Raw genomic sequence first — 17856 nt, 5'->3', positions numbered from 1 at the left:
GTCTGCGATCACAGCCAGCCGGCACGGGCCAGGGTGCGGGAGGCCAGCTGGCTCATCTGCTGGTGGCCATAGGGCGTGGGGTGGAAGCTGTCGGCAAAGGCATAGCTCTTCCACCAGTTGGCGCTGGTCTCGCCCACGGGAATGGAGGCGGACAGCGCGGCCTCGGTGCAGGTCGGGAAGCTGTAGGTGGGCAGGCCGTCAGCGCCCACGCCGGTGGCAGGGCAGGCCGCCTTTTTCACGTTGGTGTAGGCGTACTGGGCGGGGTCGGCCATCTGCTGGCGGAACTCGCTGTAGAAATCGATGATGGCCACGCGGCTCTCGCCCGCGAAGCCGGTGGCAACCTGCTGGTTGAAGGCCTTGACCCAGCCGTCGAACACGGTCTCCAGCTGCGCGGCGGCGGCCGAGCCCTGCTGCTGGGCCACGGACTGCAGCACCAGCTGGAAGCGCGGCGTCAGCGTGATGGCGGGCACGTTGAGGATGGCCACGCGCGTGGCGCCCTTGCCCAGCACATTGGTCTGGATGCTGGAGACAAAGCCCTTGGCCAGGTTCTGCATGTACAGGCCACCGGCCTGGGCCATGCCGGTCTGGCCCTGCTGCAGCAGCGCGCCCAGCGTGGCCGCGTCGATCTTGGTGGACAGCAGCGCCTTGAAGTTGGCGCCCTGGTCCCTGGAGGCGGCCAGGAAGGCGCCGATCACATCGGCCGCGTCATTGGCGCCACCGTCGATCACGGCCAGGTCATCGGCCGTGAAGCCTGCCGCGCCGGCCAGCAGGATCTGCTGCGTGATGGAGATGGGCGCCGTGGGCGCGCTGGTGTAGTTGATGCGGCCGCCGCCCACGGCGTAGTTGTTGCACGAGGTGTTGGGCGTGAAGGCCGTGCCGTTGAAACGCGGGCACAGGGAGATGTTGTACAGGCCCGCCACGCGCTCGGCCCAGACCTGGTTGGAGCCTGCGCCCGTCAGCGTGGCGTTCTGGACGGTGAACTTGTAGCCGAAGGTGCCGCTGTCGGAGAGGCTGTCGCCCATCACCTTGACGGAAGTGATCTTGGCGCGGGGAGTGGTGTCGGCGCCGCTGCCGCCGCCGCAAGCGGCCAGCAGGCCGGCCGTGGCCAGAGCGGCCGCGAGGATTCGATAACGATTTGCCAAGATGGAATCTCCGTGAAGTGTTATGAATAGCACGACCGTGCTTTTTTGCTAAAGCCATCGTAACGACACTTGCGCATTGGCGACACCGGGCAACTACGGATAGAAATCGCACGCCGACAAGGCAATTCGCACGCGGGCGAACAGACGATAAGGATCGCCGCATGGCCCGTGGGTAGGACAACGTCCTTGCTGGAAAAACAATGAAAAAGGGCCTGCGAAAGCAGGCCCTGCACAAGACGCGAAGGCGCCCGATCAGCGGTCGCGCGCCGTCCAGTCCACCAGCGCATCCCAGGCCGCGCGCGCGGCCGGGGCGTTGGTGTGGTTGGCCATGGCCACCAGCACGTAGCGGCGGCCGCTGGCCCCGTCCACATAGCCGGCCAGGGCCGAGGCATCGCGCAGCGTGCCGGTCTTCAGATGCGCCATGCCCTGGGCCCGGCTGAGGCTGCGGCGCAGCGTGCCATCCACGCCGACGATGGGCATGGAGGCCACGAACTCCGGCATCACCGGCGAGGCCCAGGCCTGCTGCAGCATGCGGCCCAGGCCCGAGGCGGTGATGCGCGCCTCGCGGCTCAGGCCGGCGCCGTTGTCGGCCACGGGCTGCTCGGCCGCGCCCCAGCGCGCCTGCCACCACTGGCCCAGGGCCTGGCGCGAGGACTCGAAGCTGGCCACGCCCGTGCGCTGCATGCCCATGGTCAGGAACACCTGCTGGGCCATGACGTTGTTGCTGTACTTGTTGATGTCGCGCACCACCTCGGCCAGCGAAGGGGATTCGTTCTGGAATGCTGGCTGCAGCCCGGCCGGCACGCGGCCGTCGTGCACGGTGCCGGTGAGCTTGCCGCCCAGCTCGCGCCACATGCCCTCGATGGCGCGGGCCGCGAAGGCCTCGGGCTGGGCCGGCGCCAGCGACCAGCTCTTGTCGCCGCAACTGGCCGGGAACGGGCCGGCAAAGGCGATGCGCAGCGGGTCGGCCATGTCCAGCTGCAGCCGGGCGCGCCAGTCGCCGCACTCGCTGCCGGCCGGCGCCAGCGGCACGGTCTCCTGCTGCTGGATGCCGGCCAGCGGCGGATCGTATTGCAGCCGCGCCACGCCCGCCGCCGCGTCGGGCGTGAAGCCCACGGTCACGGCCTTGTAGTTGACCAGCAACGCGTCGGGCGCCACGTTGTAGGGGCGCCAGGGTTCGTTGTCGAAGGTGGCCGCGTCATGGCCGCTCACGGAAAACGCGCTGCGGTCCAGCACGATGTCGCCCACGATGACCTTGATGCCCATGCCCTGCAGGCGACGCAGCATCAGCCACAGCCGCTCCATCACGAGCTTGGGATCGCCCTGGCCCTGGATGTACAGCGGCCCGCGCAGCACGCCGTCCTGCACCGGCCCGCCCAGGAAGACGGGCGTGCGCCAGACATGTGCGGGACCCAGCTGGTCCAGCGCCGCATAGGTGGTGACCAGCTTCATGACCGAGGCGGGGTTCATGGCCACGTGGCTTTGCCAGTCCAGGCGCGGGGCAGCCCGGCCATCGACCTCGACCACCAGGGCCGAGACCGCCTCGCGCGGCAGCTTGGCGCGCGCAAGCGCCGCCTCCACGGCCGGGGGCAGCCGGCTTTCGCGTGCAGTCTTGGTGGACAGCGAGGCCGGCGAGGTGGGCGCATCTGCCTGGGCGCTTGCCACGCCGGGCAGGACAGACGCCGCCAGCAGCGCGGCCGCCAGGCCCCGGCGTGAACGCGGCGTTCCGAGTGAGAAGGCGGAGGAAATCGAGGAAATAAGGGAAGAAGACGGCGAAAGATGCAACATGGCCGGCAAGTCTACGCCGGTCATTGCAGCCCTGCCGGGCGCGGGACGGGCGGGGCACCGATAATCCTGCACTTGCTGCGGCACCGCCGCCTGCCCCAAGCCATGAATCTTCTTGCCCTAGACACCAGTACCGACACCCTCTCCATCGCCGTGCAGCGCGGCGATGCCGTCTGGGAGCACAGCGGCCCCGGCGGCCCGCAGACCTCGACCGAGCTGATCCCCGCCATCCTGGCGCTGATGGCCCAGGCCGGCCTGGAATTCGCCGAGCTGCAGGCCATCGTCTTCGGCCGGGGTCCGGGCTCGTTCACGGGCCTGCGCACGGCCTGCTCCGTGGCCCAGGGGCTGGCCTTTGCCGCCCGCGTGCCCGTGCTGCCCATGGACAGCCTGCTGGCCGTGGCCGAGCAGGCCCGCATGCAATACGGCTGCACCGACCTCATCGCCGTGATCGATGCGCGCATGAACGAGGTCTATCACGCCGCCTATCACTGGAGCGACGGCCGCTGGAACGACATTGGCGAGCAAAGCGGCGACTTCGGCCTGTGCGCGCCCGAGGCCCTGCAACTGCCGCCCGGCACCGTGGTGGCCGGCAACGCCCTGGCCGCCTACGGCGAGCGCCTGGCGCCCCAGGCCAGCCACCTGGCCGCCCTGCCCACCGCCGCCGCCATGCTGCGCCTGGCCCCGGCCCTGCTGGCGGCCGACCGCGCCTTGCCGGCCGACCAGGCCCTGCCGCGCTACATCCGCGATAAAGTCGCGCAGACCACGGCCGAGCGGGAGGCTGCCAAGGCGGCCGCCGCGCTGGCCCTGGCCACGCCCACTCCAGAGGCCACCCCACCCTCACCATGAGCACGCACACGCCACAGCCCTCGCGGCCGCAGCCGCCCCTGACCGACGCCCCGGCTCCGGCTCCGGCGCCGGCGCCGGAGCGGGACAGCGTGCGCTTCGAGCCGCTGAACGTGCTGTCGCTCGACATGCTGCTGCCCGTGGAGCAGCAGGCCTACTCGCATCCCTGGTCCCGTGGCAACTTCATCGATGCCATGGCGGCCGGCAATGAAGCGCAGCTGCTGGTCGATGCCCGGGGCGAACTGGTGGGCTACTTCGTCGCCATGATCGTGCTCGACGAGGTCCACCTGCTCAACATCACCGTGGCCCCGTCGCGCCAGCGCCAGGGCTGGGCCCGCATCCTGCTGGACGCGCTGGCCCTGTGGGCGCGCCAGCGCAAGGCCCAATGGATCTGGCTGGAAGTGCGCGAGAGCAATGTCCGCGCACGCAGCATCTACGCCGCGCATGGCTACCAGGAGGTGGGCCTGCGCAAGAACTACTACCCCATGCACGACGGCCCGCGCGAGCATGCCGTGCTCATGAGCCTCAAGCTATGGCCCTGAATCTAGACACCCGCCAGCGGGCCATGCTGTACGCCATGGGCATCACCGTCTGGCTGCCCGAGCCCGAGACCGCACCCGCCGTGCTGTCCGAGGCCCTGGCTGCGCCCGCCGATGCGCCTGCAGCGGCGCCCCTGGCAGATCCGCCGGTGGCCCGCCCCGTGCCGCCGCCCGTGCAGGAGGCGCCCCCCCCGACGCCTGCTGCACCGGCGCCTGTCCAGGCGCCACCGCCTCCCGCACCCGTGCACGCCTCTCCAGCACCCGTCATCCCCGAACGCGAACGCCCGCCGCGCCGCTACGTGCAGCAGCCCGTGGCCGGCGCCCCGGGCCTGGGCTGGCGGCTGGGCCCCGTGCGGCCCGTGTATGCGGCAACCCCGCCTGCCGGTGATGGCGGCGAAGGCGGCTGGCTGATCCTGCTGGAGCCGCCCGCCAACTCCCTGCCCCTGCCACCCGCCCAGCGTCCCGGCCCCGACTGCGCGCGCACTGCGCTGGAAGGCGACGCGGCCCGGCTGCTGGACAACATGCTGCGCGCGCTGAACCTGCAGGACCATCCGCGCCTGTACAGCGCCGCCCTGCACCGCGTGCAGCCTGCCGCCGAAGGACAGGAGGCGCCCGAGGTCCCGGCGCTGCAGCCATCGCTGGAGGCGCTGCTGCGCGATCTGCGTCCGGCCTGCGTGCTGGTGCTGGGCCTGGCCACGGCGCGCGCCGTGCTGCAGCGCCAGGAGGCGCTGGGCCGCCTGCGTGCCGAGCCGCACCGCATTGCGGGCGTGCCGGCCGTGGTCAGCTACGACCCCAACTACCTGCTGCGCGCCCCCCAGGCCAAGGCCGGCGCCTGGGCCGACCTGTGCCATGCGCAGGCTTTTGTGACAGGCCGCCAGATGCCCCCTGGAGCCGCTTCCGAATAGCGCAGCCGGCCCGCATGTTGCAGCGCAACGCTGCATAATCCAACGCTTTGCATCTTGGAGAAAGCTCCGTGGAAACCTACCCCAGTTGGTAGCTTTCAACTCCCGGTTGGCCTGTGGGGTTGAAAGCACCTCCGATACCCCGCACGCCTGAGAAGAACACCTGGAGTGAGCCTATGCTCAACATCTTTACGCTGGCCAATGGCCGCCTGGTTCAAGAAGAGATCGAGTCGCTGGAGGAGCTGTCCCGCTTCAAGCCGATCTGGGTGGACCTGGAATCGCCCACAGTCGAGGAAAAGCGCTGGATCAAGCAGCACTACGAGCTGTCCATCCCCGAGGATGCGATGGACGACGACATCGAGGAATCGGCCCGCTTCTACGAAGAAGACAACGGCGAGCTGCACATCCGCAGCGACTTCCTGATCGACGATGACGAGGACCCGCGTTCGGTGCGCGTGGCCTTCATCGTCAACGAGCACAACAAGAACCTGCGCAGCTGCGGCGTACTTTTCTCCATCCACGACGAGGACGTGCCCGTCTTTCGCCTGCTGCGCATGCGCGCACGCCGCGCGCCGGGCCTGATCGACGAGGCCAAGGACGTGCTGCTCAAGCTCTTCGACGCCGACGCCGAATACTCGGCCGACACGCTGGAGCGCATCTACGACGACCTCGAAAAAGCCAGCCAGATGGTGCTGTCCGGCGACGTGACCGACGACGTGGCCCGCGAGGTGCTGGGCGCCATTGCGCGCCAGGAAGACTTGAACGGCCGCATCCGCCGCAACGTCATGGACACGCGCCGCGCCGTCAGCTTCATGATGCGTTCCAAGATGCTCAATGCCGAGCAGTTCGAGGAAGCGCGCCAGATCCTGCGCGACATCGAATCGCTGGACAGCCACACGGCCTTCCTCTTCGACAAGATCAACTTCCTGATGGATGCCACGGTCGGCTTCATCAACATCAACCAGAACAAGATCATCAAGATCTTCTCGGTGGCCAGCGTGGCCCTGCTGCCCCCCACGCTGATCGCCAGCGTCTACGGCATGAACTTCCGCTTCATGCCCGAGCTGGAGTGGGAGTTCGGCTACGTCTACGTCATCGGGCTCATGGTGCTCAGCGCCGTGGGGCCCATGCTCTACTTCCGCAAGCGCGGCTGGCTGAAGTAGCGGCAGCCGGCCCCCCCCGGCCGGAACGCCTTCTCAGGCCAGCGCCACGGCCTCGATCTCCACCTTCAACCCGAAATGCAGCGCCCCCGTGGGTACCACGGCGCGCGCGGGCCGGTGCGTGCCGGCCCAGTCCGCGTAGATGCGGTCAAAGGCCGGCCAGTGCGCCATGTCGTCCAGGTACACGCGCACCTGCAGCAGCCGCGGCACGCCGCTGCCGGCCAGCTCCAGCGCCGCTGCCAGGTTGGCCAGCGCCTGCCGGGCCTGGTCCTCGAAACCGGCATCCACCAGGCGCGTGCCGTCGGGCCGTATGGGCAGTTGCCCTGACACGAAGACCAGCCCCTGGCCCGTGGCCGTGTGGCTGTAGTGGCCGCCCGGCGCAGGCAGGTTCGGCGATGCATGGCGCAGATCGATCCCGCTTTCACCAGCCATGGAGCCGCTCCCAGGTTTGCACCGAGCCATCTGCCGCCAGCGCCTGGTAGGCAGGGAATTGCGCGCCCGTGGCGCAGGCATGGTTGGGCAGGATGCGCAGCCGCGTGCCCAGGGGAAAGCGCGTGGCGATGTCGGCCTCGGCACTGCCGTCGGCGCGCGCCAGGATGCCGTGCTCCTGGTTGGCGCCCGTGAGCACGAAGCCCGGCATCACCCGCCCCTGCAGGTCGCAGACCTGGCCGTAGCCGAAATCCTGTTTCTGCCGGGCCGTTCCGCGGTCGCGGCTCATGGCCATCCAGCCCGCATCCACGATGGCCCAGCCCTTGTCGGCCTGGTGGCCGATCACGGTGGCCAGCACCGACAGCGCCACGTCCTCGGCCGTGCACACGCCGATGTTGCGCATCACCAGGTCGAAGAACACGTAGACGCCTGCGCGCACCTCGGTCACGCCGTCCAGCCGGCTGGCCGCCAGCGCCGTGGGCGTGGAGCCCACGCTGACCACGGGGCAGGGCAGGCCGGCCGCGCGCAGGGCCTCGGCAGCCTGCACGCAGCCGGCTCGCTCGCGCTCGGCCAGGGCCTGCAGCGCCTCGGGCGTGTCCAGCTCGTAGCTGGAGCCCGCATGCGTGAGCACGCCGCCCAGGCGCATGCCGCCGTCGTGCAGCGTGCGACCAATGGCCAGCAGCAGCGGCGTATCGTCTGCGCCCACGCCGGAGCGGTGGCCGTCGGTGTCGATCTCTATCCACACCTCGAAGGCCTCGCCCTGCTCGCGGCCGAACGCGGCAATGGCCTGGGCCGCCGCCACGCTGTCCACGATGAGCTTGAGATCGCAGCCGCGCCGGCGCAGTTGCAGGGCCTGCGGCAGGCGGTGCGGCGCCATGCTGACTGCATAGAGGATGTCTGTGGTGCCTGCCGCAAAGAACTGCTCGGCTTCCTTCAAGGTGGAGACCGTGATGCCCGAGGCCCCGGCCGCACGCTGCGCGGCGGCCACGGGCACGCTCTTGCTGGTCTTCACATGGGGGCGCAGGCGCACGCCCTGCGCGTCCATGCGCTGCTGCATGCGGGCGATGTTGCGCTGCATGCGGTCGAGGTCGATCACGGCAGCGGGCGTGTCCAGCGTCAAAAGGGTGTCTTGCATGGCGGCTCCTGAAAAAGACTTGGCACAGTCAGCGGCCTGCGGCAAAGCCGCGCAGCCAGGGCAAGGCGGGGGCCAGCGTGGAAGCTTCAGCTTCGGCGGCAGGCGCTCCATCGGGCCGTGACAGACCCACGCGGTTGTGCCAGAAGGTGCGCAGGCCCACGGCCGAGGTGCCGAACAGGTCATAGCCCGAACCGGCCACGAAGGCGGCCTGGTCCGCAGGCAGCCCCAGCCGGTCCAGCGCCAGCTGGTAGGGCCGGGGGTCGGGCTTGTAGAAGCCTGCTGCTTCGGAGGTGACCACCACGTCCCAATCCACGCCCAGCAGCGCGGCGGCACGCTGACCCAGGCGTTCGGAGCAATTGGTCACCACGGCCAGGCGGCAGTGCGGGCGCAGGGCGGCCAGCAACTCGCGCGCGCCGTCCCAGGGCTGCAGCTGGTCCCATTGCGCCTCCAGCCGGTCGGCGGCCGAGGCGGGCAGGCCCCGGTTGCGGGCCGCGTCGCGCACCAGGTCTTCATAGGGCTGGTAGGCGCCGCAGCCATAGGTCAGGCGCAGGTACTCGGCGCGCCAGTCGCGCCCTGCGGCCTCGCTGCCGGCAGCGCTGTTCCAAACCGTCCAGGAGTCGAGCAAGGCGGTCAGCAGGTCGAAAAGCACGGCACGGGGCCAGGCGGCGGCGGTCGGTTCCGTCAGTGGGGCTGGGGTGTTCATGGCCTGGAACTGTACGGATGGAACCTGTGCTCGTGGTTAAATCCGCCGTCATCAATCGTTAAGGCAAATTGAATGATTGCCATCGAAGACCTGCAGCTTGCCGCCGCCCTGCTGCGCGAAAGCTCGCTGAGCGCCGCAGCCCGTGCGCTCGATGTGACGCCGCCCGCCCTGTCCATGCGGCTGCGCCGGCTGGAGGCCGAACTGGGCCTGTCCCTGGCCAACCGCAGCGCGCGGCGCCTGGCGCTGACGCCCGAGGGCGAGCGCTTCGCCCGCGAGGCCGTGCGGCTGCTGGGCCAGATCGAGGAGCTGCGCGACTCGCTGCACGGCGATGCCCGCCAGCTGGGCGGCACGCTGCGCATTGCCGCGCCCTTTGGCTACGGGCGCAGCCGGCTGGCCCCGGCCCTGGTGCCCTTCACGCGCCAGCACCCGCAACTGAAACTGCAGCTGGACCTGCGCGAAACGCCCTTCCCCGACCGCCACGATGCCGACGCCGTGGTCCACATCGGCGCGGTGCGCGACTCCTCCTGGGTGGCGCGCGAGCTGGCCGCCAACGACCGCTGGCTGTGCGCCAGCCCCGACTACCTGCGCCGCCACGGCACGCCCGCCACGCCGCGCGAGCTGCTGCAGCACGCCTGCATCTGCATCCGCGAGAACGAGGAGGACGTGACGCTGTGGCACCTGCGCCCCGCCGCCAGCCGGCGTGCCGCGGACGGCCAGACCCTGCGCGTGACGCCGTCCTACGTCACCAACGATGGCGGCGTGGCCCGCCACTGGGCCGAGCAGGGCCTGGGCCTGGTGCTGCGTTCGCAATGGGACATGGAGCAGGCCGTTGCCGAGGGCCGGCTGGTGCGCGTGCTGCCCGACTGGCATTTCGGCAGCGCGCCCGTCACCCTGCTGGTGCCCACGCGCAAGGGACGCACGGCGCGCGTGCAGGCCCTGGTGAAGTTTCTGGAGCAGTGCGCCGCAGCGGGCGCGCTGTAGTGCAGGTCAGGCCGTGCGCGCGGACCTGTCCCGGGCATCGCTGGCACCGTCGGCGCCCTGGCCGCGCTCGCGCAGCCACAGCACCAGACCGCAGACCATGACCACCAGCTGCGTGCCCACCAGCAGGCTGAAGCCTGCGACGAACCCGCCACCGGCCGAATGCGAGGTCCAGCCGATGACGGCCCCCATGAGCGCAGGCATGAAGCCCGCCACCAGGGTCGCCGTGCCGTTGACGACGCCATAGGCGCTGGCCACATGCTCGGGCCGCGCGCAGTACTGCACGGTGCTGGGAATGGCGGGGCTCATCAGGCCCCAGCAGAAGTTGGCGGCGATCAGGCAGTAGGCCGCCGCGTAGCGGTCTTCCATGTGGATGGCCAGCCAGATGGCCAGCGCCAGGCCCAGGCTGCCGCCGACGAAGATCAGCGGCACCTGGCGGCGCGGCAGGCGGTCGATGACGATGCCGCCGACCAGTACGGCCAGCACCGTGGCGTATTGGGGCAGCGAGGCCAGCCAGCCCATCTCGCGCAGCGAAAAGCCGCGCGACTCCAGATAGGCCGGCAGCCAGTTGCTGCTGCCCCAGAGGTAGGAGAAGAAGGCCGCCGACAGCACGGCCACCAGCACCAGATAGCGCGTGTGCATGGCGCCGCGCACGATCTGGCCGACCTGGCCCACCGCCTCGCCCAGCGAGCGCGGGCGCGGCATGCCGGTGTCCACGCGGGGCATGCGGATGAAGGCCAGCACCAGCGGGATGCCGATGGCCACATTGATCAGGCCCAGCACGTGGAACGAGGTCTGCCAGTCATGGCCTGCCACCAGGTAGCCGATCAGCGGATAGCCCACCGCCAGCCCCAGGCCCGTGCCCATGTTCACGAAGGAGTTGGGCAGGCCGTTCTCGTGGCTCTGGAAATGCGCCTTGATGTAGCTGCCCGCCAGCGAGTACAGCGGCCCTTCGGAGATGCCCAGCAGGATGCGCGAGGCCAGCAGCAGGCCATAGCTGTTCATGGCCGGGGACAGAAAGGACACGGCGCCCCACAGCAGCAGGCCGACCACCAGGCTTCGGCGCACGCCGAAGAGCGCCGCGCAAAACGGCGTCAACACGAAGGAAGAAACGCCGTAGCCCACCATGAAGGCCGTGGCCAGCAGGCCCTGGCGCGTGCGGTCGTCGTGCGTCAGCCCGATGTGGTCCAGGAATCCCTGGTCGAGGATGAGGATCGAAAGGTTGATCCGGTCCACATAGGAAATGGCGACGATGATGAAGAGGCTGATCACCCCCCACCAGCGGGCCGCACGCATATCTTTCATGGCAAGTCTCTATCGCCCGATGGGCTGTATCAGAAGAAGTGGCGCACGCCCACCTCGAAGCCGGAGGAGCGGCCGCCCAGCGTGGTGCCCGGGGCCGACAGGCCCTGCACGCCGATGGACTTGGCCGCGCCGTCCTTGTTCTTGAGGAAGGCCACCGTGCCGTAGACCTGGGTGCGCTTGGACAGGTTGTGCCCGTAGCCCACGCTGATCTTGTTCCAGTCGGCATTGCTGCCGTCGGTGTTGTAGTGGCCGTAGGAGGCCTTGAACTCGCCCATGCCCACGGGCGCGGTCACGCCCAGCTGCAGGGCGGTGACCTTGAGGGCGCCGCGCTTTTCGCTGGCCCACAGCAGCATGGGCTTGGCCACGCCGAAGTCCCAGCTCAGGCCCACGTTGCTGGCCGTGAGGTTGGTCGCATCGCTGTCGCCATAGAACTTGCCCGTGGCCAGCGCGCCGTTGAAGGGGCCCTGGCGGTAGCCGAAGCGCAGGCCGCGGTAGTCGCCCTGGTTCTTGTTGGGTGCGCTGCGCGCCTGCTCGCCCATGGCCACCTGCACCTGGCCGTAGAAGCCGCCCAGGTTCTGCGGCAGGAAGTAGCTGACCGCGTTGCTGATCTGGATGGGCGCGCCGCCCGTGGCCGTGCCCGTGCCGGGAATGCCCAGCATGGTGAAGCCCATGGTGCCGCCCACGCCGTTGGTGAGGAAGGGGTCGAAGATCAGCGTGCTCAGGAAGGTGGCCGAGTCATCGCGGCCCAGGCGCACTTCGCCGAAGTCGCCCGACAGGCTCACGGTGGAGCGGCGGTTGAAGCTCAGGCCGCCACCGCTGGCCTTGCCCGAGCCGCTGTCCACGTCCATGCCCGCCTCCAGCCAGAAGCCCGCGCGCAGGCCGCCGCCCAGCTCTTCCGTGCCGCGAAAGCCGAGGCGGCTGATGTTGGCGCCGCCCGTGGACAGACCGGTCTTGGAGGGGCCGGAGCCGTTCAGGTGCGTGACGCCGACATCGACGACGCCGAAGATCTCGACCTTGGACTGCGCCGAAGCGGCACCGGGCAAGGACGCCAGGCAGGCTAGCGCCACGCCCAGCATGGGCGTATGGATGGTTTTCATGGGGTTGTCTCCTCTGGGGGTGGTGGCTTGGGGGGTGGCTTGGGGGTGGTGGGTTGTTGCCTTGCAGGTCTGATTGCCTGCTCAGATATCCAGGACCAGTCGCTCGCTCTTGCAGCCGGAAACGCAGACCATCATCACTTTGTTGCTGGCCTTTTCCTTGGGGCTGAGCACCGAGTCGCGGTGGTCCGGAATGCCTTCGAGCACACGCGTCTCGCAGGAGCCGCAGACGCCTTCGCAGCAGCTGTGGTCCATCTGGATGCCGGCATCCAGCAGGGTGTCGAGCAGCGACTTCTCGGGTGTGATCTCGATGAAGCGGCCGCTGCGCTTGAGCTCCACCGTGTAGTTGCTGCGCGCATCGTCGGCGGCCTTGACCTCCACGGGCGTGAAGCGCTCGACGTGGGCGTTGGCGTGGCCCAGCTCGGCGCAGAACTTCTCGAAGGCGTCCAGCATGGGCGTGGGGCCGCAGGCGTAGTGGTGCGTGCCCGCGTCGGGCTGCCGTTGGGCCAGCAGCGCGCGCAGGTCGGGCGGGCCGCCGGCCTCGCTGTCGAAGTGCAGGTGCAGCGGCATGCCCAGCGCCTGCAGCTCTTCCAGGAAGGCCGCGCCCTTGCGCTCGCGGGCGAAGTACAGCATCTCGAACGAGCGGCCCTGGCCCTTGAGCCGGCGCGCCATGCACAGCAGCGGCGTGATGCCGATGCCGCCGGCCACCAGCACGGTGTGCGCGGCGCTTTCGTCCAGCGCGAAATGGTTGCGCGGCTCGGAGATGGTGATGGGCATGCCCACACGCAGCGACTCGTGCACGCAGCGCGAGCCGCCGCGGCTGGCGCGGTCGCGCAGCACGCCGACCACGTAGCGGTGGCGCTCCTCGCTGGGGTTGCTCAGCGAGTAGCTGCGCACCAGGCCGTTGGGCAGGTGCAGATCGATGTGCGAGCCCGGCGTGAAGGCGGGAAGCTCCCCGCCCGCCACGGGCCGCAGGTCCACGCTGATGGTGTCCTGGGCCTCGAAGCGCAGCGTGTGCACGAAGGCCTGGAGGTTGGTGCTCATGATGCGGCGCCTTCGTCGATCTGCTCCTGGGCCAGGCGGCGCAGGTGGCGGCGCAGGCGCACCAGGCCGATGTCGTGCTGGTAGAGGTTCTCGCGCTCGTTGGCGTCCAGCTCCATCTGCTCCATCATGATCCGGTCCTGCTCCAGCACGGCCCAGTGGCGCGCCTCCAGGCGGTTGCGGTACAGGAAGCGCCAGGTGTCGCGCATCCAGCCCTGCACCTTGCGGCAGCGCCAGAAGAACACGGCGCACAGGTCGGCGCTGATGGGCGTGACGCAGGCCACGATGGCGAAGTTGCCGCCGGGGCCGCCGGTCTTGGGATAGGGGATCTCCAGGCGCATCCAGTGCACGCCCGTGCTGCCCCACTCGGTCCAGTCGAAGTTCACGCCGCGCTGGCCCACCTTCTCGAAGACGAAGCCGTCATCGGTCTCGCGCACCTGGAACGTGGCCTTGCTGTCGCCCTCGGCCATGGAGTGCGACTGCTTGTGCAGGAAGGTGCCGTGCATGGGGTCCATGACGTTGTCCAGCGCATAGCGGTAGTCGCTGCGCCACTCGGCATAGCACAGGAAGTTGGAGTACTCGGGCGAGGTCAGCTCCTCGGGCAGCGTGAACTCGGGCGCCTCGTCAACGGCCTTGTCGCTGTTGTAGAGAAAGATGGCGCCATGGGCCTCGCGCGCATGGAAGGCCAGCGCCGCGCGCGAGCCTTCGAGCTTGCAGCCGGGGCTGCCGGGGACCTTGGTCACCGTGCCGTCGCCGCGCACTTCCACGCCGTGGTAGGGGCAGGCCAGGCGGTCGCCCAGGATCACGCCCTGCGACAGCGGCGCACCGCGGTGCGGGCAATGGTCTTCCAGCGCGTGGACCTGGCCGGCCGCATCGCGCCACAGCGCGATCTTGCGGCCGAAGCGGCGCACCGACACGGGCTGGGTCTTCACGAAGTCCGAGGGGCAGACCGCGTACCAGAGGTTCTTCAGGCCTTTGTTGAGCAGGCCGTCCACCGGATCGATGGTGATGGTTTGTACGTTCATGGGGCTCTCCAGTCCTGCTCGGTATCAATAGCCCAGCCGCGCCATCAGCGCCTGGAAGCTGTCTTCGGTCCAGGCCTCGCCGTTCTCGCCGGCGGGGCCGCTGCGGTTGAGATAGGCCACCAGTTCGGGCAGGGTCTGCACGCCTTCGCCGAAGGCGCGTTCGATGGAATCGCCCAGCAGGTCTTCCATCAGGGTGGGGGCACGTTCGCGCGCCTGGTGCGGCTCGAGATAGCGATCAGCGGCCATGGTTCTCTCCTTCGAAAACTGTCTTGTGTGGGGGGGCTCAATCAGCCCTGATATCCAGGTCTTTGATGAGCTTGCCGAAGCGATTGAAATCGGCGGCATTCGTCTTTTCCAGGCGCGCGGGCTCGCCGCCTGCGGGCAGCGCGCCGAAGGTGGCCATCTTGGAGACCACGTCGGGCATCTTCAGGATCTCGTTGAGGTGCGTGTTCAGCAGCTTCACGGTCTCGGGCGACATGCCCTTGGGGCCGAACAGGCCCTGCCATGCGGACACTTCCACGTCCTTGACGCCCAGCTCGGCCAGGGTGGGCACATTGGGGGCCAGCGCGCTGCGCTGGCTGTCGGCCACGGCCAGGGCGGTGACCTTGCCGCCGACGTAGGGCGCGATCGGTCCCCAGGTCATGAAGGTCGTGGGCACATGGCCGCCGATCAGGTCGTTGACGGCGGGTGCCACGCCCTTGTAGGGGATGTGGGCGATGCGCGTGCCGGCGGCGCGGTTGAACATCTCGCCCAGGATGTGCATGGGCGAGCCGCTGCCGGGGCTGGCGTAGGTCAGGCCGTCGCGCTTGCCCTGGGCGATCAGGGTCTTCATGTCCTTGATGCCCGAGGCCTGGTTGGTGGCCACGAACATGGGCTGCACGCTGGTCTGCACGATGGGCGTGAAGCCGTGCAGCACGTCGTAGCTGGAGCCCGAGGCCGTCTTGAGCACGAACTGCGCGATGGCGAAGGTATTGGGCGCCAGCAGCAGGGTGTAGCCGTCCGGCGCGGCCTTGGCCACATGCACGCTGCCGATGGTGCCGCTGGCGCCGGGGCGGTTGTCCACCAGCACGGGCTGGCCCAGGCGCGTGGACAGCTTCTCGGCATACAGGCGCGCCATGGCATCGGTGTCGCCACCGGCCGGATAGGCCACGATGATGGTGATGGGCTTGGCCGGATAGGCCTGGGCCATCGCGGTGCCGGACAGCGTGGCTGCAGCCAGGAATGCAGCGGCAAGAGAAACCTGGCGACGTGTCTTGTTCATGGTGGGGGCCGTGGGGTGGTTGGGTTGTGGGGGTAGGCCGTCAGGCGCGGTCTCAATGCCGCTTGTCGGTGATGAATTTCCCGTCGCTGGTACCCACGCCCTTTTGGCGCCGGGTGTTGCCGTCGATGCCGCCGTCGATGGCCCATTCGGCAAACACCGTGGGGCCGGGCTCGAACTCGCGCGGCTGCCAGTCGGCGGTGAGCTGGTCCTCGTCGGCGTAGTACTCGACCAGGGCGCCGGCCGGATTGCGGAAGTACCAGAAATAGGCCGAGGACACGGGATGGCGGCCCGGGCCCAGCTGGGTATCCCAGCCGCAGCGCGAGATGTGCATGCCGCCGCCGAAGACCTCGTGGATGTCGCGCACCGTGAAGGCCACGTGGTTCAGGCCCGCGTCCTTGGCAGGGCGCTGCAGCAGGAAGATGTCGTGGTGGCCGCCGTCGGGTGCGCAGCGCAGGAAGGCGCCGCGCTCGGGGTAGCGGTCCGAGGCTGCGAAGCCGAAGTGGTCCACGTAGAAGCGCTCGCAGGCCTGCACATCCTTGACGAAGAACACCACATGGCCGACCTCGATGGGCTGGGCGCGTTCGTAGGCCGGGCTGGCCTGGTTGACGCGGTCCTTGCGGTTCCAGGTGTTGTAGGCGGCGCCTTGCACATCCACATCACGCTTTTGCGTGACCTGCAGGCGCACGGACAGGCCGTTGGGGTCGGTGCAGCCTATGCGCCCCTGGCCCTGTGTGAAGCCCGGCAGCGCGGCGATGCGACCGGCGTACAGCGCCAGATCGGCCTCGCTTTCCACACCCCAGACCACCTCGCGCAGCGTCGGGCCGGCCTCGATGGCGGGCGGCAGATCGGGATGGTCCACGGCGGCCACGATCACGCGGCAGCCGTTGAGGGTCTCGAACACCAGCCGGTCGTCCGCTTCCTGCACCAGCGCCAGGCCCCAGTCCAGGAAGAAGCGGCGGCAGGTAGCCAGGTCGTCCGCGCCGTAGGTGATTTCGTCTATGCCCAGTACGCTCATGTCGATTCCCTTTCAGTTCGCCCAGGCCAAAGGCTGGTCGTTCAAGCCCCAGTACATGCTCTTTTGCTCCATGTACTGCTGTATGCCCAGCCGTCCCTTCTCGCGGCCCAGGCCGCTGTCGCGCCAGCCGCCGAAGGGTGTGGAGATGGAGAACTGCTTGTAGGTGTTGATCCAGACCGTGCCGGCCTGCACGGCGCGGCCTATGCGCCAGGCGCTCTTGTAGTCGCGCGTCCAGATGCCGGCGGCCAGCGCATAGACGCTGTCGTTGGCCTGGGCGAGCAGGTCGTCCTCGTTGTCGAAGGGCATGGCCACGAGCACGGGGCCGAAGATCTCCTGCTGGCAGATCTGCCAGTCGTTCTTCACGCCGTCGATGATGGTGGGACGGTAGTAGTAGCCGCGCTCGAACTGCGCACCCTCGGGCCGCTGGCCGCCCGTGAGCAGCCGGCCGCCTTCGGACAGGCCCAGGGCCACATAACTCTCTATGGATTCGCGGTGCTTGGCGGTGATCAGCGGCCCCATCTGCGTGCGCTCGTCGGCCGGGTCGCCCACCTGCAGCGCGGCGGCCTTGGCCGTGAGGCACTCCATGAATTCGGCATGCAGGCTGCGCGCCACGAACAGGCGCGAGCCCGCGATGCACGACTCGCCCGAGGAGCTGAAGATGCCGTAGAGCACGCCGTTGACGGCATGGTCGATGTCGGCATCGGCCAGCACCATGGTGGCCGACTTGCCGCCCAGCTCCAGCGAGACCGGCATCATCTTGTCGGCCGCGATGTGGGCGATGTGCTTGCCCGTGGACGTGCCGCCGGTGAACGACACGCGCTTGACCAGCGGATGCTTGGTGATGGCATCGCCAATCACCGAGCCCCGGCCCGGCAGCACGCTGACCAGGCCCTTGGGCACGCCGGCCTCTTCGCAGATCCTGGCCAGCTCCAGAGCCAGCAGCGGCGTGGCCTCGGCGGGCTTGACGACCACGGCGTTGCCGGCGGCCAGCGCGGGCGCCAGCTTTTGCGCCTCGCTGGCGATCGGCGAGTTCCACGGCGTGATGGCCGCCACCACGCCCATGGGCTCGTACACGCTCATGGTCATGAAGTCGCCGCGCGAGGGCGTGATGGTTTCCTCCATGGTCTCGCAGGCGGCTGCAAAGAACTGGAAGGTGGCGGCGGCGCTGGCCACCAGCATGCGTGTTTCCTTGATGGGCTTGCCGTTGTCCAGGCGCTGCAGCTGGGCCAGGGGCTCGGCGCGCTCGCGGATCAGCTGGGCCACGCGATGCAGCACGGCCGCGCGCTCATGGGGCTTTTTCTGAGCCCAGCCACTGGTGCGGAAGGCGTGGTCGGCCTTCTGGATGGCCTCCTCCACATCCTCCAGGCTGGGCGCGCGCAGGCGGCCCACCACTTCGCCGGTGGCGGGATAAAGCGTGGTGGATTCGCCACCGCCGCCCAGGCGCCATTCGCCGGCGATGTTGATTGGGAGCAGTTCCAGGTTCGACATGGTGAGCCTCT

The 17856-nt window shown here is 69.2% G+C and carries 18 protein-coding genes; 5 read left to right on the top strand and 13 right to left on the bottom strand.

Features of this window, described 5'->3' with window-relative positions; all coding sequences use genetic code 11:
* Positions 1 to 8 precede the first annotated feature (8 nt).
* Together LGR64_RS22640 and dacB are read right to left on the bottom strand one after the other, a co-directional pair.
* A complete protein-coding gene (locus tag LGR64_RS22640) occupies positions 9 to 1142 on the bottom strand; it encodes an SGNH/GDSL hydrolase family protein (RefSeq protein WP_096914735.1) in 1134 nt (377 codons plus the stop codon).
* 252 nt (positions 1143 to 1394) lie between these two features.
* A complete protein-coding gene (gene dacB / locus LGR64_RS22635) occupies positions 1395 to 2930 on the bottom strand; it encodes a D-alanyl-D-alanine carboxypeptidase/D-alanyl-D-alanine endopeptidase (protein WP_230357038.1) in 1536 nt (511 codons plus the stop codon).
* 102 nt (positions 2931 to 3032) lie between these two features.
* On the opposite strand from dacB, the gene tsaB reads away from it, so the two are divergent.
* The 4 genes from tsaB to corA all read left to right on the top strand — a co-directional run bounded on the left by tsaB (position 3033) and on the right by corA (position 6374).
* On the top strand, positions 3033 to 3773 hold the full coding sequence (gene tsaB, locus LGR64_RS22630) for a tRNA (adenosine(37)-N6)-threonylcarbamoyltransferase complex dimerization subunit type 1 TsaB (RefSeq protein ID WP_043822547.1): 741 nt from the start codon (positions 3033 to 3035) through the stop codon (positions 3771 to 3773).
* Positions 3770 to 4312, top strand: a complete 543-nt coding sequence (gene rimI, locus LGR64_RS22625; protein WP_230357036.1) for a ribosomal protein S18-alanine N-acetyltransferase — start codon at positions 3770 to 3772, stop codon at positions 4310 to 4312. Before tsaB ends, rimI begins: the two co-directional genes overlap by 4 nt.
* On the top strand, positions 4303 to 5214 hold the full coding sequence (locus LGR64_RS22620; protein ID WP_230357034.1) for a uracil-DNA glycosylase family protein: 912 nt from the start codon (positions 4303 to 4305) through the stop codon (positions 5212 to 5214). The genes rimI and LGR64_RS22620 overlap by 10 nt, the downstream gene beginning before the upstream one ends.
* Positions 5215 to 5387: 173 nt before the next feature.
* Positions 5388 to 6374 carry a magnesium/cobalt transporter CorA gene (corA, locus tag LGR64_RS22615; protein WP_141830746.1) on the top strand — a complete coding sequence of 329 codons (987 nt, stop codon included), beginning with the start codon at positions 5388 to 5390 and terminating at the stop codon, positions 6372 to 6374.
* Positions 6375 to 6407: 33 nt separating this feature from the next.
* Here the strand turns inward: corA and LGR64_RS22610 are convergent, their stop codons facing one another.
* Genes LGR64_RS22610 through LGR64_RS22600 form a run of 3 tightly spaced genes read right to left on the bottom strand, consistent with a single transcriptional unit; the run spans position 6408 to position 8638 of the window.
* A complete protein-coding gene (locus LGR64_RS22610; RefSeq protein ID WP_141830749.1) occupies positions 6408 to 6803 on the bottom strand; it encodes a RidA family protein in 396 nt (131 codons plus the stop codon).
* On the bottom strand, positions 6793 to 7935 hold the full coding sequence (locus tag LGR64_RS22605) for a DSD1 family PLP-dependent enzyme (RefSeq protein ID WP_141830751.1): 1143 nt from the start codon (positions 7933 to 7935) through the stop codon (positions 6793 to 6795). The genes LGR64_RS22610 and LGR64_RS22605 overlap by 11 nt, the downstream gene beginning before the upstream one ends.
* Positions 7936 to 7963: 28 nt before the next feature.
* Positions 7964 to 8638 (bottom strand): HAD family hydrolase, encoded by a 675-nt coding sequence (locus LGR64_RS22600; RefSeq protein ID WP_065348032.1) that lies wholly within the window; start codon positions 8636 to 8638, stop codon positions 7964 to 7966.
* 72 nt (positions 8639 to 8710) lie between these two features.
* Here LGR64_RS22600 and LGR64_RS22595 point away from each other — a divergent pair, with 72 nt between their 5' ends.
* A complete protein-coding gene (locus LGR64_RS22595) occupies positions 8711 to 9619 on the top strand; it encodes a LysR family transcriptional regulator (RefSeq protein WP_071954171.1) in 909 nt (302 codons plus the stop codon).
* A gap of 6 nt (positions 9620 to 9625) precedes the next feature.
* Here LGR64_RS22595 and LGR64_RS22590 read toward each other — a convergent pair whose 3' ends face one another.
* The 8 genes from LGR64_RS22590 to LGR64_RS22555 all read right to left on the bottom strand — a co-directional run bounded on the left by LGR64_RS22590 (position 9626) and on the right by LGR64_RS22555 (position 17845).
* Positions 9626 to 10921: an MFS transporter gene (locus LGR64_RS22590; RefSeq protein ID WP_071954170.1), complete on the bottom strand. Its 1296-nt coding sequence runs from the start codon at positions 10919 to 10921 to the stop codon at positions 9626 to 9628.
* A gap of 29 nt (positions 10922 to 10950) precedes the next feature.
* Positions 10951 to 12018 (bottom strand): porin, encoded by a 1068-nt coding sequence (locus tag LGR64_RS22585; RefSeq protein WP_013804504.1) that lies wholly within the window; start codon positions 12016 to 12018, stop codon positions 10951 to 10953.
* An 81-nt stretch (positions 12019 to 12099) separates the two neighbouring features.
* A complete protein-coding gene (locus tag LGR64_RS22580) occupies positions 12100 to 13059 on the bottom strand; it encodes a PDR/VanB family oxidoreductase (RefSeq protein ID WP_012202897.1) in 960 nt (319 codons plus the stop codon).
* Positions 13056 to 14081, bottom strand: a complete 1026-nt coding sequence (locus LGR64_RS22575) for an aromatic ring-hydroxylating oxygenase subunit alpha (protein WP_012202896.1) — start codon at positions 14079 to 14081, stop codon at positions 13056 to 13058. The genes LGR64_RS22580 and LGR64_RS22575 overlap by 4 nt, the downstream gene beginning before the upstream one ends.
* A 24-nt stretch (positions 14082 to 14105) precedes the next feature.
* Positions 14106 to 14327, bottom strand: coding sequence for a recombinase-like helix-turn-helix domain-containing protein (locus LGR64_RS22570; RefSeq protein WP_141830753.1), 222 nt, complete (start codon positions 14325 to 14327; stop codon positions 14106 to 14108).
* Between the two features lie 37 nt (positions 14328 to 14364).
* A complete protein-coding gene (locus tag LGR64_RS22565; protein WP_034389881.1) occupies positions 14365 to 15342 on the bottom strand; it encodes a Bug family tripartite tricarboxylate transporter substrate binding protein in 978 nt (325 codons plus the stop codon).
* A 52-nt stretch (positions 15343 to 15394) separates the two neighbouring features.
* Positions 15395 to 16357, bottom strand: coding sequence for a VOC family protein (locus LGR64_RS22560; RefSeq protein WP_141830755.1), 963 nt, complete (start codon positions 16355 to 16357; stop codon positions 15395 to 15397).
* Positions 16358 to 16369: 12 nt separating this feature from the next.
* Positions 16370 to 17845, bottom strand: coding sequence for an aldehyde dehydrogenase (locus LGR64_RS22555; protein WP_141830757.1), 1476 nt, complete (start codon positions 17843 to 17845; stop codon positions 16370 to 16372).
* Positions 17846 to 17856 lie beyond the last annotated feature (11 nt).

It is taken from the genome of Delftia sp. Lp-1 (assembly GCF_020523835.1).
GTDB lineage: Bacteria > Pseudomonadota > Gammaproteobacteria > Burkholderiales > Burkholderiaceae_C > Comamonas > Comamonas acidovorans.
The sequence above is the reverse complement of the archived record's forward strand: the minus strand, read 5'-3'. Positions and strand labels throughout refer to the sequence as shown.

What these genes read in the sequence shown, in the direction of transcription:
- dacB (WP_230357038.1), bottom strand. Translation starts at nt 2,930, where the DNA reads ATGTTGCATCTTTCGCCGTCTTCTTCCCTTATTTCCTCGATTTCCTCC.
- tsaB (WP_043822547.1), top strand. Translation starts at nt 3,033, where the DNA reads ATGAATCTTCTTGCCCTAGACACCAGTACCGACACCCTCTCCATCGCC.
- rimI (WP_230357036.1), top strand. Translation starts at nt 3,770, where the DNA reads ATGAGCACGCACACGCCACAGCCCTCGCGGCCGCAGCCGCCCCTGACC.
- LGR64_RS22620 (WP_230357034.1), top strand. Translation starts at nt 4,303, where the DNA reads ATGGCCCTGAATCTAGACACCCGCCAGCGGGCCATGCTGTACGCCATG.
- corA (WP_141830746.1), top strand. Translation starts at nt 5,388, where the DNA reads ATGCTCAACATCTTTACGCTGGCCAATGGCCGCCTGGTTCAAGAAGAG.
- LGR64_RS22610 (WP_141830749.1), bottom strand. Translation starts at nt 6,803, where the DNA reads ATGGCTGGTGAAAGCGGGATCGATCTGCGCCATGCATCGCCGAACCTG.
- LGR64_RS22605 (WP_141830751.1), bottom strand. Translation starts at nt 7,935, where the DNA reads ATGCAAGACACCCTTTTGACGCTGGACACGCCCGCTGCCGTGATCGAC.
- LGR64_RS22600 (WP_065348032.1), bottom strand. Translation starts at nt 8,638, where the DNA reads ATGAACACCCCAGCCCCACTGACGGAACCGACCGCCGCCGCCTGGCCC.
- LGR64_RS22595 (WP_071954171.1), top strand. Translation starts at nt 8,711, where the DNA reads ATGATTGCCATCGAAGACCTGCAGCTTGCCGCCGCCCTGCTGCGCGAA.
- LGR64_RS22590 (WP_071954170.1), bottom strand. Translation starts at nt 10,921, where the DNA reads ATGAAAGATATGCGTGCGGCCCGCTGGTGGGGGGTGATCAGCCTCTTC.
- LGR64_RS22585 (WP_013804504.1), bottom strand. Translation starts at nt 12,018, where the DNA reads ATGAAAACCATCCATACGCCCATGCTGGGCGTGGCGCTAGCCTGCCTG.
- LGR64_RS22580 (WP_012202897.1), bottom strand. Translation starts at nt 13,059, where the DNA reads ATGAGCACCAACCTCCAGGCCTTCGTGCACACGCTGCGCTTCGAGGCC.
- LGR64_RS22575 (WP_012202896.1), bottom strand. Translation starts at nt 14,081, where the DNA reads ATGAACGTACAAACCATCACCATCGATCCGGTGGACGGCCTGCTCAAC.
- LGR64_RS22570 (WP_141830753.1), bottom strand. Translation starts at nt 14,327, where the DNA reads ATGGCCGCTGATCGCTATCTCGAGCCGCACCAGGCGCGCGAACGTGCC.
- LGR64_RS22565 (WP_034389881.1), bottom strand. Translation starts at nt 15,342, where the DNA reads ATGAACAAGACACGTCGCCAGGTTTCTCTTGCCGCTGCATTCCTGGCT.
- LGR64_RS22560 (WP_141830755.1), bottom strand. Translation starts at nt 16,357, where the DNA reads ATGAGCGTACTGGGCATAGACGAAATCACCTACGGCGCGGACGACCTG.
- LGR64_RS22555 (WP_141830757.1), bottom strand. Translation starts at nt 17,845, where the DNA reads ATGTCGAACCTGGAACTGCTCCCAATCAACATCGCCGGCGAATGGCGC.